The organism is Glutamicibacter arilaitensis (assembly GCF_044793945.1).
Lineage (GTDB): Bacteria > Actinomycetota > Actinomycetes > Actinomycetales > Micrococcaceae > Glutamicibacter > Glutamicibacter arilaitensis_B.
This window is the reverse complement of record NZ_CP084994.1, coordinates 3,284,169-3,297,676: the sequence shown is the minus strand read 5'-3', so window position 1 is coordinate 3,297,676 and position 13,508 is coordinate 3,284,169. Positions and strand designations below refer to the sequence as shown.

Here is a 13,508-nt window from a genome sequence, read left to right as displayed (position 1 = left end):
AAAAGTTTTTGGGGGGTGTAAAGAACAGGGGCGCGGGGACTTAGAGGCTCAGGAGCTTGATGGCGTTGTCCTTCAGAATCTTTGGACGGACCTGCTCGCGGATCTCTAGCTTCGCGAAGTCCTGGAGCCAGCGATCTGGTGGCAACAGGGGGAAATCGGATCCGAAAAGTACCTTGTCTTGCAGCATGGTGTTTGCATACTGCACCAGGTTGGCCGGAAAGTACTTCGGTGACCAACCGGAGAGGTCGATGTACACGTGGTTGTGGCGAACTGCCACGGCCAGCGCTTCATCCTGCCAAGGAAAAGACGGGTGGGCCATGATGATTGGCATGTTGGGGAAATCAACCGCCACATCATCAAGGGTCAAAGGCTGGGAGTACTTCAATCGAATGCCGCCGGAGCCGGGCATCCCGGCACCGATGCCACTCTGACCGGTGTGGAACAGTGCCGGTACGTTCAGCTCTTCGATGGCCTCGTACAGCGGGTAGGCCATCCGGTCATTCGGATAGAAGGACTGCAGATTTGGGTGGAACTTAAACCCTTTAACTCCATACTCGTTGACCAGAATGCGGGCCTCGGCGATTGCAGCCTTGCCGCGAGAAGGATCCAAGCTGGCGAAGGGAATCAGCACGTCTGCGTGCCGGGCTGCTGCTTCGGCGATGTGACGGTTGCTGATCGGTGGGTGGCCGGTGGTTGGCTCGTGGTCAACGGTGAAGACCACAGCAGCCATGTTTCGTTCTCGATAGTGGGACGCCACGGCGTCCACACCCAGTGGATCATGGGAGGCGCCGAAGTGCTGCTGTGCGGCGTCACGGAAATCCTGAGGCATATCTGTGTGGCCGGCTTCGTCTGCTTCGATATGAACGTGCATATCAACGGCGACCAACGCGGAGGTGATTATTTGGCTCATGAGATGTTTTCCTTTGTCTCAGGCGGTTGCTTAGGAAGCGGCAGGTGTGGCCAGCGGGGAGTTCTTGGCGGCGCGCTGCTCACGTTTGAAGGAGTAACCCAGAGCAATGATGCACAGTGCCGAGGCAAGCAGTGGAGCTGCGAAGACCGCGAAGATGGTCTCCGGAGCCCAACCACCGGAGAGCAGATAGCCCACCAGGATCGGAGCGGCGATGGACATCAGACGACCTAGGCCGATCATCCAGCCGATGCCCGTGGCGCGAGCCCGAGCGCTGTATACGTCGGGGGAGACCGCGTAAAAACCGGCGATGCCTGCGGTGGTCAGCATGCCTAGCAGCAGGGCAAAGACCATTGCTAGTGAGATCTGTTCAAAGACCAGGGAGAAGACGATGTATGCGATGGCCGAACCGACCAGAGCGGAGACTAGCAGTGGGCGGCTGCGGAACTTAACCGCTAGCCCGGAGAAGATGAAGCAGCCCAAGATGCCACCGGCATTGGCGATCACACCAACTGTGACGCCTAGGGTGTCATCGCCGGAGGCTCCGGCCATGATCTTTGGTGTCCAGGTGTTCGCGAAGTAGTAGGCCGCTACCAGACAGGCGTAACCGATCCACAGCATCAAGGTGCGCAGGCGAACCGGGCTGGTGAGAATCTCAGAGATTGCCGATTGGGAGCGCTCGTCGGTGTTCTGAGCGGGAAGTACACTTACGGTTTCGCGGCCGGTCTTGGACAAGATGGTGTTGATCTTTTCGAGAGCCTTCTCTGGACGCTTGGTCACCAGGTATTCCAGTGATTCTGGCAGGAAGCGCCAGGAGACCACCAGCATGATGATGGTCAGTGCGGCACCTACGGCGAAGACCGAGTGCCAGCCGAAGGCAGGGATCATCGGACCGGCAACTAGGCCTCCGATGGTGGCACCAATCGGGTAGCCGGCGGCGTAGATTCCCATGATGGAACCACGGCGGCGGTCCGAGGAGTATTCCGAAACTAAGACGTTCAGGTTTGCCATCATGCCACCTACGCCCAGACCGGTGAGGACGCGCCATGCGATGAGCTGGCCCACGCCACCGGCGAGGACCGAGAGCACCATGCCGATGCTGATAATCGTGAGCGAAATCAGGGTGAGCTTGCGGCGACCGATTTTGTCGGCCACTGGGGTGAGGAAGATGGAACCTGCTGCCATGCCAAACAGGCTGGCGCTCAGTAGGTAGCCCAGCATGACCGGGCTGATGCCCCACTCGCGAGAGAGCGATGGCGCGGCATAGGCCATGACTGCCACGTCAAAACCGTCAATGAAGATCAAGATGAGTGAAATGATCACCGCCATGATCTGGAATCGGCTCATGGCCGATGAGCGGAAATCGATTGAGGTCGACATGGTGGGCTCCTATGCGGGCAGTGCGGAATTGATACTGGTGTGAGCTTATTCACAGCAGGGCAAGTAATCTATATTTTGTTCAGAGGTTCCGCCCTGAGGAATTGATCGCATGCTCGAGTTCCTTTAATCCTTTGTGTTTATTCTCTTTCGGTGGAAAACGTTCATTGCTACTCTTGGAGAGGATTGATTAGCTAATTCCGCACTAAGGAATATTGGCAGCTAAATTTGACCGGTTGGTTTTATACGAGGAGCACACAGAGATGCAGCGAGTTCTTATTACTGCCGGGGCCGGCGGTATTGGCCTAGCAACAGCCAAAGCGTTTCTTGCTCAAGGGGCGCGGGTGCATATTGCCGATATCAACGCCGACGCGGTCAATGCGGCGGTGGTTGAACAGGAAAATCTCAGCGGCTCGGTCACGAATGTTGCCGACCCGCTGGCGGTTGCGCAGATGTATCGGGACGTCGTGCAAGAGCTCGGCGGGCTGGACGTGCTGGTGAACAATGCGGGGATTGCCGGTCCGACCGCGGGCATCGCAGAGTATGACGCCGAGGCCTTCAGCTCGGTGATTGCGGTGAACCTGCAGGGAACGTTCAACGTCACCCAGCAGGCGATAGAACTGCTCAAGGATTCACCAGCTGCCTCGATTATCACGATGAGTTCGTTGGCTGGTCGTTTTGGTTACCCAAACCGCATCGCCTATTCCACCACAAAGTGGGGGCTCGTGGGATTTGCTAAGACCCTCGCCATGGAGCTGGGCCCGATGGGTATTACCTCAAACACCATCCATCCTGGCGCTGTAGATGGTCCGCGGATCATGAACGTTTTTGAAGGTCGTGCCGACGTTTCCGGCCGTACCGTGCAAGAAGAAATTGATGCGGCTCTGGCCAACCAGTCGGTCAAGCAGTTCATCAACCCGGATGACATCGCTGCCTTGGTGTTGTTCTTGGCCGGACCTCACGCCCGTACTATCTCGGGACAGATGTTCCCCATCGATGGTGACTCAAAGGCTGCAGTTTAGAAGTACAAGAATTAAAACATCGGGGCGGTACCGAAAATTGGTACCGCCCCGACGAAGAGAAAAACTATGGAATGGTGATGATCTGCCCGGCATAGGACAGCCCGCCGCCGAAGGCGAAGAGCAGCGCCTTGGAACCCGAAGGCAGCGGCTCATCCGAAGCCATCAGCTTGGAGAGGGCCAGCGGCACCGAGGCGGCAGAGGTGTTGCCGGAATAGACCACATCGGTGGCGACCCGTGCGTTCGGTGCACCAATCTTCTCGGCCAGTGGCTCGATAATGCGCAGGTTTGCTTGGTGCAAGATGATGGCATCAAGATCTTCGGGCTTCATATCTGCGCGCTCGATGATCTTCGAGGCAATCTTTGGAAGCTGCGTGACGGTCCAGCGGTAAACGCTCTGGCCGTTCTGCGCGAACTTCATGTCATTCTCTGCTTCGATGCGCACCGCGTCGGAAAGCGAAGGGACCGAACCCCAAACCACCGGCGAAATCTCTGCCGTTTCCGAGGCGGTGATGATGAAGGCGCCAGCACCATCGGCGGTCAGCACGCAGGTGGTGCGGTCGGTGAAGTCGGTGAAGTCGGTCAGCATTTCCGCACCGATCACCAGCGCTTTGGTGGCGCTGCCGGCGGCGATAGCACCCTGAGCCAGGCCCACGGCGTGGGCGAAGCCGGAACACGCAGCGTTGATGTCCATCGTTGCCGGGCCCTGCTCCATGTCCAGCGCCTGAGCCACGCGAGCGGCCATATTCGGCGAACGGTCCTCCGCGGTGCAGGTGGCAACGATGACCAGATCAATGTCCGTTGCATCGATATTCTCGGCATTGTCCAATGCCATTTTTGCTGCCTTGATAGCCATGGAATCGACGGTCTCGACTCCGGTGCCCCAACGACGTTCCTGGATACCAACACGGCGGGTGATCCACTCGTCACTGGTTTCGACCAGCTTCTCCAACTCGGTGTTGGGCACGATGCGCTCTGGCTGGAAGTGGCCAAAGGCTACGACTTTGCTGCCGGTCATGAGATTAGCTCCTTGGAAAATGAATGCTCTTGCACTCAAGGTTAGTCGTTTTGCTGCCTACTCGCTGTTCACATTCGATCTCCGGGGTATGAGATTGACCAGAAAACCGGCAAAACGTCCAAAAAACTCCTGTTTTTCACTGCTTTTCGGGCAGGTTCATGACGTTGTGGTTCGCCGTTCACCTGTCGGCCAACAGCGTGCGGTGCAATGGTAGGAAAGCTCCGGATAAGGAATCGAGGATAGGGGAGAACGATGTCTGCAACTCACGCAAAGACTGCCGAACTAATGAGCCTACGCCCGGTTCCGGGAATCGGGCCGAACCGGATCTATCGAGCCGGCGCCCTGAGCAACTTTGGTCCACGTGCCATCGAACAGTTTCAAGGTCTGGATGTGGGCACGCTCATTGATCTGCGTGAACCTCAAGAAATCCAGCCGCAATCCATTCCGGTGCTCGCCGGGCTGCGGTACCGAGCGATCTCTCTGTATTCCGGACTGCTGCCGGTGGACAGAACACTCGGCGAAGTGCAGCGAATCCTCCTAGATGGTCGTGGTGCACGGTTGGTCGCTGCCCTTCGCGCGATTGCGAACGCCACCGGGGGAAGCATCGTTGTGCAATGCCGAAACGGTGGGGAACGCACCGGGCTGGTGCTTGCCCTGCTAGCAGAAGCCCTCGGCTTGGACCGGGCTCAGATCCTCGCTGATTTCGCACCGGAGTCCTTCCAATCTTCCGACACGCAATGGCAGCGTGACCGCGCGACCATGGACAGCACCCTGGACTGGTTGACAGAAAGCTACGGTTCGGTCGCCGGGTACCTGCTCAGCAAGGGGTTCACCGGAGCCGAACTTCTGCGGTTGCAGTCGCTGGCCAATCATTCGGCACCCCGTGAACTGCGCAGCTTGGTGGCAAGCTAGTGAAAACTCTGAACGTAGTTCACCTGAGCGACACGCATCTTTGCGCCGAGGGGAAACTTCTGCACGGCACCATCGATGCCTGGGCTCGGCTACGCGCGGCACTACACGCCGCCAAACACTTCGCACCGGATGTTGTGGTGGTGACCGGGGACATTGCCGACCGTGGGGCACGGGTCCATGCACGGGCCGCCAGGCTATTCGCGAAGTTCGAAAATGAACTGGGCTGCCCAATCATCACGGTGCCGGGCAATCACGACCCCAAGGACTCGATCACCGAAGCATTTAATACCTTTCGCCTGTCTACCGGACCTCATATCGCCAATACCGTGCACGAGATCAACGGACTGCGCATCATCGGTTTGGACAGCGGAGGATTCCGAGAGGCTCGCGGATGGCTCGATGCGCCGCAACTTCGCTGGCTGACATCTCTGCTCACACAGCCAGCCCCACGCGGTTCGTTGATCCTCATGCACCACCCGCCGGTGGAAGCGATGTCGGAACAGCTCAGCGGACGCGGCCTGGCCAACCCCGAAGACCTCGCCCTGGTGCTGAGCGGAAGCGATGTGCGCGGCATTCTATGCGGCCACTTCCACCAGGCCGGTGTCGGGCAACTCAAGGGGACGAACGTCTTCATGGCTCCGGCCACCTCATACAACACCAACGTTTACGCACCAGAAGAGATCTTGTGCGGTCCGGAGAGTTCCTGGTTCTCATTGCTGCAAATTGATGCGCAATCGATCCGGAGTAGCCCGATCCCGGTACGGCACAGCTCACGCAAGAACAAGAACCAACTCGCAAGTAAAACGAGTAACGCAACACGTGCCAGAATTCCGGCACATTCGAGAGAGACAACATTATGAACGCAACAGAAATCGTCTTCGTGCGGCACGGAGAAACCGAGTGGAACCGCGCCGGACGCTTGCAGGGCCGCAGCGATCTGCCGATGAATGAGACCGGACGACGCCAGGCTCAGCAAGCAGGCATGGAGCTGGCAGCCAGCGGAGCATGGGACGCGGTCGTTTCCTCCCCGCTCTTCCGGGCTCGCCAGTCAGCGCAAATCATTGCCGACTTGCTCGCGGTGCCTCGCGTGCAAGAATTCACCGAGCTGATGGAACGGGACTACGGCGATGCCGAGGGAACCGTAGTGGCGGGGCTGAGCGAGGAGAATATCCATCGCCTGATGGATCTGGGGGAGAGCGAAGAGCACCTGGTGGAACGCGCGATCAACGTGCTGTTCAAGATCTCCGTGCAGCATCCCGGCCAGCGGGTAGTAGTGGTCAGCCACGGCTCGTTGATCCGTTCGGTGTGCAACGAATTGCAGGGGCCGGGGCAAGATCGAGTCAGCAATGGAGCGATCATCAGCGTTGAAATCGAACTGCTAACAAATTATGTGGCCCGTGAGCCACTGTGGCACTGATTCCATGCAGAAATGAGAAATCCACGTTGACTTGAAGTCAACGTGGATTTCTTTTTGGCTGTCTGCCGCCGCCGAGCTAGAGCGAACGCAGGAGAACCGCCGTGCCTTGGCCGCCGCCGCCGCAAATGCCGACAGCGCCGAGCGAACCGGAGCCCAGCTCCTGCAGCTGGCGTGCAAGCGTGCCGACGATGCGAGCACCGGAGGCGCCGATGGGGTGGCCCAGCGCGATTGCGCCGCCATGCGGGTTCACAATCTTCGCATCAATGCCCAGCGTGGCCGTTGACTGCACCGCGACGGCGGCGAAAGCCTCATTGATTTCCACCACCTTCAAATCCGCGGCCTTGAGCCCTGCCTTGGCCAAGGCGGAGTTGATCGCGTTGGATGGCTGATCATGCAGGGTGCGGTCCGGGCCGGCGACAAATGCGTGGGAAATGATCTCGGCCAACGGCTTCAGACCCAAACGCTCGACCGCGCTATCGCTTGCCAAGACGACCGCTGCGGCGCCGTCGGTGATTTGCGAGGAGTTGCCGGCGGTGACGGTGCCATCCTTGGCGAAGGCCGGGCGCAGGCCCGACAGGGATTCGACTGTGGTCTGCGGGCGGATCCCATCATCGGTGGAGTGAGCAGTATCGCCCTTGCGGCCGCTCACCGTGAAGGGTGCGATTTCGCCGGCGAAGAATTCTTCTGAGGCAGCGGCGCGCTGGTGCGAGGCCGCGGCGACCTCGTCCTGCGGCTGGCGGCCCAGCATCAGCGTGCTGTTGTGCTCTTCGGTGGAAACACCCATGGAACGTTGTTCATGCGCGTCGGTCAAACCGTCGTAGTCCAAGGTGTCGATCATTTCAATGGCACCGTATTTGGTGCCTGCGCGGGCACGCTGCACGTGCGGCGCCAGGGACATCGATTCCTGTCCTACGGCCAGCACCACGTCAACCTCGCCGCTGGCGATCAGCCGCTCACCAGCTACCACTGCTTCGGCGCCGGATAGGCATACCGCGTTGAGCGTAATGGCCGGAACGTCCAGCCCGACCCCGGCGCCGACCGCTGTCTGCCGGGCAGGGTTCTGCCCTGCGCCTGCCTGCAATACCTGGCCGGCGAAAACGCGCTGGACCTCGCTTGGAGCAACACCGGCGCGCTCCAGTGCTGCTTTGGCCGCGTGGGCGCCCAATTCGGTCGCGGGGATGCCTGCCAGAGCTCCATTGAAGCGCATAAAGGGAGTGCGGGCGTAACCTACTATTTTGACGCTCATGCTGTGAGGTCCTCCTGGAGTTCGACGTTGAATTCGGCTGTGGTGATGTCCTTGATGCTTTCGGGAGTTTCGCCCGGGGCCACTTGGCGTAAGACCAGTTTTGCATTAACGATATCGAAGACGGCGCGGTCGGTAATGATTCGATCCACCACGCCCACTCCGGTCAGCGGTAGGTCGCACTTTTCCACGATCTTCGAGGTGCCGTCCTTGGCCACATGATCGGTCAGCACAATGACCCGTGGGGTGCCTGCCACCAGATCCATGGCGCCGCCCATGCCCTTGACCAGCTTGCCCGGGATGGTCCAATTGGCCAGGTCGCCGTTGGCGGCAACCTGCAGAGCGCCGAGAATTGCCGTTTGCACATGGCCACCGCGGATCATGCCAAAGGACGTGGCCGAATCGAAGAAGCTTCCGCCGGGGAGAATTGTCACCGTCTGCTTGCCGGCATTGATCAGATCCGCATCCTCTTCGCCTTCGAAAGGGAACGGACCCATGCCCAGCAGGCCATTTTCGCTTTGCAGCTTGACCGAGACTCCGGCCGGAAGGTTGTTCGCCACCAGAGTGGGGATGCCGATTCCGAGATTTACATACTGGCCGTCGGTCAGCTCACTGGCGGCAAGCGCAGCCATTTGATCTCTGGTCCACATGGTTAGGCCTCCTGCTTCGGGCGGACGGTGCGCTGTTCGATGTCTTTGACGTCGTCGGTATCCACGAGCGTCTTCACGAAAATTCCGGGTGTTTCAACCAAGGACGGGTCAAGGTAACCTGCAACGATTTCCTCGGCTTCGGCAAAGGTGTGTTTGCCGGACATGGCGGCAAGGGGGTTGAAGTTCTTGGAGGTCATCCGATAGCGCAGGTTGCCCTCGCTATCGGCCTGGTGGGCGCGGACCAAAGCGATATCCGCGACGATGCCGCGTTCCAAGATGGCCTGCTTGCCATCAAATTCCATCACTTCTTTGCCCTCGGCTACGGGTGTGCCCACCCCGGTAGGGGTGTAGAAGGCGGGGACCCCCACACCTCCGGCGCGCAGGCGTTCGGCCAGAGTCCCCTGCGGGACGAACTCAACTTCGAGGTCTCCGTTGAGGAATTGCTGTGCGAAGAGCTTATTTTCCCCCACATAGGAAGCAAGCACCTTGGAGACCTGCTTGTTCTCCAGCAGTATGCCCAGTCCTTTGCCGTCCACGCCCATATTGTTGGACACGATGGTCAGGTTGCGAGCGCCCGAGTCGCGCAGCGCGGTGATCAGGCGGTTGGGTATTCCGCTGAGCCCAAAACCTCCAACGGCAATGGTCATTCCGTCCTTGACCACTGCGGCGAGCGCCTGGGCGGCGTCCTCACGATACTTCGTTGACATCATCTAACTCCATCCGTCCATATTATGGATTTGAGTGTTCTCTATCTTCGAAGGTAGTAACTCCAAGTCGATAGCTCAATAGATATGGCAAAAGAATTCGGTATTGCTCGATGGATGAGGAGTAAGTATAAAAACGTTCATATAGTGGACGAGGTGCGGAAGTGCCTAAGGTACCTCCGCGAAGTTGCAACGAGCTGTCGAGCGCACGCGTCATGTACCCACATTATGGAATGTATTCGTTCATAATGTGGTCATGAGCAAAACTCCTGCCGGGGCACAGGTCGTCGGACGCTTGGCCTCAGTCCTACGCACGGTCAGCACATCCATGCCGGAAGGAATCACGACAACGCAGGTCGCTCGGAGCACCGGATTGGCGCGGCCAACTGTGCACCGACTGCTGACGGCCCTGGTCGCCGAAGGCTTCTGCGACCACGACCACCGGGCAGGGCGCTGGCTGCTGGGCCCCGAACTCTATCTGATGGGTGCCGTCGCGGCCGAACGCTACGACATCAGCGAGCTTGCCAGAGAGCACGTGACCGCGCTGGCCGAAGAATCCGGGGAGAGCGCCTTTCTCTCTGCCCGACGCGGAGATGAAACCGTCTGCCTGCTGCGCCAAGACGGAGCGTTCCCGATCCGTTCATTTGTCCTCTATGAGGGCCGGCGCTTCCCGCTGGGGGTCGCTTCGGCGGGCATTGCGATCCTTGCCTTTCTTCCCGAAGAAACCGTCGAACGCTATCTGGATGCCAATAGCCTCGTGGCCGAATACGGACCAGCGCATTCCACCGAGCAGCTGCGTCAAAAAGTTGAAGAGACCCGCACCCTGGGGTACTCGGTCAATCCAGGACTGATCGTCGAAGGCAGCTGGGGGATAGGAGCCGCGGTCTTCGACTCCTCGGGACAGCCTGCATGGGCGTTGAGCCTGACGGGAATCGAATCGCGCTTCGAGGTGGCCCGGCAAGAATCGCTGGGCAAACTACTGCTGCACCATGCGCACGAATTATCGCTGAAGCTTCGCGGATCGGGACTCCCGGCCAACAGATGAGCTATGCCGTTCGAACCCCTGCCATGCCGCTGAGCGAGGCCGGGTGTCAACGGCGAGCCGTTCATTTTCCTCGGGTAACGTACAAAATGGATCGCCCGAGCACTACGAGGAAAGCTGGCACGAGTGAACACTATCCCGCAAGGGCTATTGACCCCGCAAATCCTGGTCGACGTTGATATTCTCGAACGGAACATCGACCGTGTGGCTCACCACGTCGCTGCCAAGGGACTTGCCTTGCGGCCCCATGCGAAAACGCACAAGATGCATGAGATCGCCGCTCTCCAGCTCGACTCCGGAGCCGTGGGGCTGACCGTCGCAACCATAGGCGAGGCACTGACCTTCGCGCTGCACGGCGTAGCGGATCTCTTTGTCGCTTTCCCCTTGTGGGTCTCCGAGGTTCAAGCGGCGCGCATCCGCAAGCTGCTGCGCTATGTCAGGCTTTCTTTGGGCACCGACTCCGTTGCGGCCGTCGAGCAGCTTGCCCGGCAGCTGGGCGACAAGGCCGACAAATTGGGGCTGATGATCGAGATCGACAGCGGCCACCATCGAAGCGGTGTGCATCCCAGCGGTGCATTGGAAATCGCCCGGGCCGCCCGAGCAGCGGGCCTGAACGTCATTGGCATTTTCACCTTCCCCGGTCACAGCTACGCTCCGGGCCGACCGCAAGAAGCAGCCGCGGAAGAGCAGCAAGCGCTCGCCGAAGCAGCCACCTTGCTCCGCGAAGACGGCTTCGAACTCAAACGCATCAGTGGTGGCTCCACCCCAACGGCAGAGCTTACGGACAACTCGCTGCTGACCGAGGTGCGCCCTGGCGTGTACGTATTTGGCGACGCACAGCAATTCGAACTGGGACGCTTCCGTTGGGAGGACATCGCCTTGAGCGTAGCCGCCACAGTGATCAGCCGGCATGAGGGGGACGAGCACATCCCGCGGCGGATTGTTCTGGACGCAGGCAGCAAGATCCTCGGTGGCGACCGGCCTGCCTGGGCTAGCGGCTTTGGCCGGATCCTCGAAAATCCGGACGCGCGGGTCAGCGCGGTGTCCGAACATCACGCTACGGTGCTGTGGCCCCAGGACCAGCCGCTTCCGGCGCACGGAGAACAGCTCCGCGTGATCCCCAACCATGTCTGTGTGGCGGTGAACCTGGTGGATCAGGTCACGGTGGTTCGCGCTGGCGAGGTCGTCGAACGATGGGACGTGGCAGCCCGCGGATTGAACTATTAGCGCCTTGCCCTAGCCCGCCACTGTTTCCGCAGTAATGGCCGGGGACCAGCTCCTCGCGGCGCGCAGCGCGGCGTGCAGTTCACTGCCGCAGGCCGCCTCGATGTGTTCGCGGTCGCCGACAACAACCAGCAGGCTCCGGGCCCGGGAGAGGCCCACGTAGAGTTGCTCCACCGCGCGGGACATGTCTTTGAAACCATTGATGCACAGCACCACCACCGAACGTTCCAGCCCCTTGAATCCCAGCACATGCCCGTAGAATTCCTCCTCATGAGCGTGGAACGCGGGCCAGTATTCGGAATCGATGGATCCCTGCTCGAAGTGTTCCTGATGTATCGGATGGCGCCGATTCGTGGTGAGCAGCGCGATCTGGTTATTCGCCCAGCCCTCGCTAATGAGCGGATCCACGCAATCCGAGGCGATGTCCACCGCATCTTCGGTGGAACAACCGACGAAGCGCACCGGCACTCCCTGCCCGCCACGGGGCTTGAATTGGTCTCCGGCGAGGTTTTTGAAGGTTTCGGCTATCCTGCGGGTGTTGCGCAAATTGTCATCTACGTGAATGGAAACCAGCGGCGCCGCGGTGCCAAAGCTTCCGCCTAGGTCTTCACCATTCCACCGACGGTAGACATCTTGCCGGACGTCCATGAATGCATAGATCTTGCCCTGCAACGGATCCTTGGTACACGCAAGCAGTGCCTCCCACCATTCGGGGGCGAAGTCTTGGGCCTCATCGACAATGATCGCGTCAAGCTTCTCTTCCTCGGGCAGCTCGAGTGCCAGCTCACGCAGCAGCCGAGGCATCTGCACGTCGAAGTAATCCTGTCCGGTGCCGTTTGGAACTCCAAGGCTCCGGGCGTACTCGTGGAATTCTCCGATATGCACCGGCTTATTCTGCCGCCAGCCGCTCACTTGTTTCTTCAGGTAATGGCCCAGTCCTTTGTTGTAGCAAAATAGCCCGACGCGCGCGTTGTCCTTGGCCAGCTGTTTGGCTTTTTCAACCGCCATCCAGGTCTTTCCGCTGCCGGCTCCACCGATAAATTTCACTCGGGGGAGCGAACGCGTGGCGCTCAACAATATCGCCTGGCGCGATGTGAGATGTTCTTGCAGATCCTCGTTTTCGAGGGCTTCAGAAGTTTCCAGATGCTCGGGCGTAAAGTCTGCCGCCAGATGCCGAGAGATGCGTTGCGCGAAGGACTGTGCCAACGCCGAGTAACCCCCGCCTTGATCTTCGATAGCGCGACGCAGATAGTCCGCGCTTTGCTTCAGGTCGTTTTGGTCCATAAGCAGATCACGTGGCGTATCCGCCTTCTGCCAAGTCGCCGGAACCTCCGAATACGGCAGGCATACAACGTGGGCGAAACGACTGTTCAAAGGGGTGCCGGTCTGTTCGGCGATCCACTTTTTAAAGGCGTGCGCCGCGCTCTGGACTTGAGCCATGGGATCCTTCATGGGATGCCGGCCTTTGCTATCGGACTGGTACCAAGCGCCGTTTTCTATGCCGACTAATCCTCCCTTGACCTCAATCGCCACAAGCCCAATCCCGGGCCATAAAATGAGCAAGTCGATCTCATGTTCCACGGCTCCATGGCGTATCGCGACCGAGTGGGCGAGTACGGCCTCCTGGGGCAACGAACGACGTAGCTCTTCCCAGACAGCTTTCTCGGCTGACTGACCGTCCGAAAAATCAGGTTCTGCTGGAATACAGTGGACCATTGTTCCCCCCTAGACAATTTGTGGCACCCATCAACCACGAGCATTGCTTCGAAGTCTATGTGTGCCAACCGTCAGGAAGCGATCGAAAATGCGTAGTGGATATCAAAAAGTCCAACCCAACGCATGGCACCCAAGCGTTAGCCTCTAGTCGTTCTCCGCTATCAGCTTGAGGAACCCAGGCTTCTCGGACATTCGTCATTGGGTACCTGGCGCGAGCCTCAAACAATGGGGTGCGGTGAAAGTTTTTGGGTTGGTCATGGGCGGCCTCGGTGGCGCGTC

13 protein-coding genes are annotated in these 13,508 nt (G+C 59.4%); 6 read left to right on the top strand and 7 right to left on the bottom strand.

Annotation, left to right across the window (positions count from 1 at the left end):
* Positions 1-40: 40 nt before the first annotated feature.
* Positions 41-910, bottom strand: a complete 870-nt coding sequence (locus tag LG294_RS15480) for an amidohydrolase family protein (protein WP_404287270.1) — start codon at positions 908-910, stop codon at positions 41-43.
* A gap of 30 nt (positions 911-940) precedes the next feature.
* Entirely contained in the window at positions 941-2,287 is a 1,347-nt protein-coding gene (locus LG294_RS15475) for an MFS transporter (protein WP_404287268.1), read from the bottom strand.
* A gap of 260 nt (positions 2,288-2,547) precedes the next feature.
* Between LG294_RS15475 and LG294_RS15470 the strand changes: the two genes are divergently transcribed.
* Positions 2,548-3,306 carry an SDR family oxidoreductase gene (locus LG294_RS15470; protein WP_404287266.1) on the top strand — a complete coding sequence of 253 codons (759 nt, stop codon included), beginning with the start codon at positions 2,548-2,550 and terminating at the stop codon, positions 3,304-3,306.
* A gap of 64 nt (positions 3,307-3,370) precedes the next feature.
* Here the strand turns inward: LG294_RS15470 and LG294_RS15465 are convergent, their stop codons facing one another.
* A complete protein-coding gene (locus LG294_RS15465) occupies positions 3,371-4,321 on the bottom strand; it encodes a beta-ketoacyl-ACP synthase III (RefSeq protein ID WP_404287264.1) in 951 nt (316 codons plus the stop codon).
* Between the two features lie 252 nt (positions 4,322-4,573).
* Here LG294_RS15465 and LG294_RS15460 point away from each other — a divergent pair, with 252 nt between their 5' ends.
* From LG294_RS15460 to LG294_RS15450, 3 genes are read left to right on the top strand one after another with little or no spacing between them, the layout of a single operon-like run.
* Complete coding sequence (locus LG294_RS15460; RefSeq protein ID WP_404287262.1) at positions 4,574-5,233, top strand: tyrosine-protein phosphatase; 660 nt, start codon at positions 4,574-4,576, stop codon at positions 5,231-5,233.
* Complete coding sequence (locus LG294_RS15455) at positions 5,233-6,093, top strand: metallophosphoesterase family protein (RefSeq protein ID WP_404287260.1); 861 nt, start codon at positions 5,233-5,235, stop codon at positions 6,091-6,093. The genes LG294_RS15460 and LG294_RS15455 overlap by 1 nt, the downstream gene beginning before the upstream one ends.
* Entirely contained in the window at positions 6,090-6,650 is a 561-nt protein-coding gene (locus LG294_RS15450; RefSeq protein WP_404287258.1) for a histidine phosphatase family protein, read from the top strand. The genes LG294_RS15455 and LG294_RS15450 overlap by 4 nt, the downstream gene beginning before the upstream one ends.
* A 76-nt stretch (positions 6,651-6,726) precedes the next feature.
* Here the strand turns inward: LG294_RS15450 and LG294_RS15445 are convergent, their stop codons facing one another.
* The 3 genes from LG294_RS15445 to LG294_RS15435 are packed head-to-tail and all read right to left on the bottom strand — an operon-like array spanning position 6,727 to position 9,250.
* Complete coding sequence (locus LG294_RS15445; protein WP_404287256.1) at positions 6,727-7,896, bottom strand: acetyl-CoA C-acyltransferase; 1,170 nt, start codon at positions 7,894-7,896, stop codon at positions 6,727-6,729.
* A complete protein-coding gene (locus LG294_RS15440) occupies positions 7,893-8,543 on the bottom strand; it encodes a 3-oxoacid CoA-transferase subunit B (protein ID WP_404287254.1) in 651 nt (216 codons plus the stop codon). The genes LG294_RS15445 and LG294_RS15440 overlap by 4 nt, the downstream gene beginning before the upstream one ends.
* A gap of 2 nt (positions 8,544-8,545) precedes the next feature.
* Positions 8,546-9,250 (bottom strand): CoA transferase subunit A, encoded by a 705-nt coding sequence (locus tag LG294_RS15435; RefSeq protein WP_404287252.1) that lies wholly within the window; start codon positions 9,248-9,250, stop codon positions 8,546-8,548.
* 253 nt (positions 9,251-9,503) lie between these two features.
* Between LG294_RS15435 and LG294_RS15430 the strand changes: the two genes are divergently transcribed.
* Together LG294_RS15430 and LG294_RS15425 are read left to right on the top strand one after the other, a co-directional pair.
* Positions 9,504-10,292 carry an IclR family transcriptional regulator gene (locus LG294_RS15430; RefSeq protein WP_404287250.1) on the top strand — a complete coding sequence of 263 codons (789 nt, stop codon included), beginning with the start codon at positions 9,504-9,506 and terminating at the stop codon, positions 10,290-10,292.
* A gap of 123 nt (positions 10,293-10,415) precedes the next feature.
* Positions 10,416-11,516, top strand: a complete 1,101-nt coding sequence (locus tag LG294_RS15425; RefSeq protein WP_404287248.1) for an alanine racemase — start codon at positions 10,416-10,418, stop codon at positions 11,514-11,516.
* A gap of 9 nt (positions 11,517-11,525) precedes the next feature.
* On the opposite strand, the gene LG294_RS15420 is transcribed toward LG294_RS15425, so the two are convergent.
* Positions 11,526-13,229: an NERD domain-containing protein gene (locus tag LG294_RS15420; protein WP_404287246.1), complete on the bottom strand. Its 1,704-nt coding sequence runs from the start codon at positions 13,227-13,229 to the stop codon at positions 11,526-11,528.
* Positions 13,230-13,508 lie beyond the last annotated feature (279 nt).

Excerpts from the sequence above, each read along its gene's own strand:
- LG294_RS15480 (WP_404287270.1), bottom strand. The coding sequence starts at position 910 with ATGAGCCAAATAATCACCTCCGCGTTGGTCGCCGTTGATATGCACGTT.
- LG294_RS15475 (WP_404287268.1), bottom strand. The coding sequence starts at position 2,287 with ATGTCGACCTCAATCGATTTCCGCTCATCGGCCATGAGCCGATTCCAG.
- LG294_RS15470 (WP_404287266.1), top strand. The coding sequence starts at position 2,548 with ATGCAGCGAGTTCTTATTACTGCCGGGGCCGGCGGTATTGGCCTAGCA.
- LG294_RS15465 (WP_404287264.1), bottom strand. The coding sequence starts at position 4,321 with ATGACCGGCAGCAAAGTCGTAGCCTTTGGCCACTTCCAGCCAGAGCGC.
- LG294_RS15460 (WP_404287262.1), top strand. The coding sequence starts at position 4,574 with ATGTCTGCAACTCACGCAAAGACTGCCGAACTAATGAGCCTACGCCCG.
- LG294_RS15450 (WP_404287258.1), top strand. The coding sequence starts at position 6,090 with ATGAACGCAACAGAAATCGTCTTCGTGCGGCACGGAGAAACCGAGTGG.
- LG294_RS15445 (WP_404287256.1), bottom strand. The coding sequence starts at position 7,896 with ATGAGCGTCAAAATAGTAGGTTACGCCCGCACTCCCTTTATGCGCTTC.
- LG294_RS15440 (WP_404287254.1), bottom strand. The coding sequence starts at position 8,543 with ATGTGGACCAGAGATCAAATGGCTGCGCTTGCCGCCAGTGAGCTGACC.
- LG294_RS15435 (WP_404287252.1), bottom strand. The coding sequence starts at position 9,250 with ATGTCAACGAAGTATCGTGAGGACGCCGCCCAGGCGCTCGCCGCAGTG.
- LG294_RS15430 (WP_404287250.1), top strand. The coding sequence starts at position 9,504 with ATGAGCAAAACTCCTGCCGGGGCACAGGTCGTCGGACGCTTGGCCTCA.
- LG294_RS15420 (WP_404287246.1), bottom strand. The coding sequence starts at position 13,229 with ATGGTCCACTGTATTCCAGCAGAACCTGATTTTTCGGACGGTCAGTCA.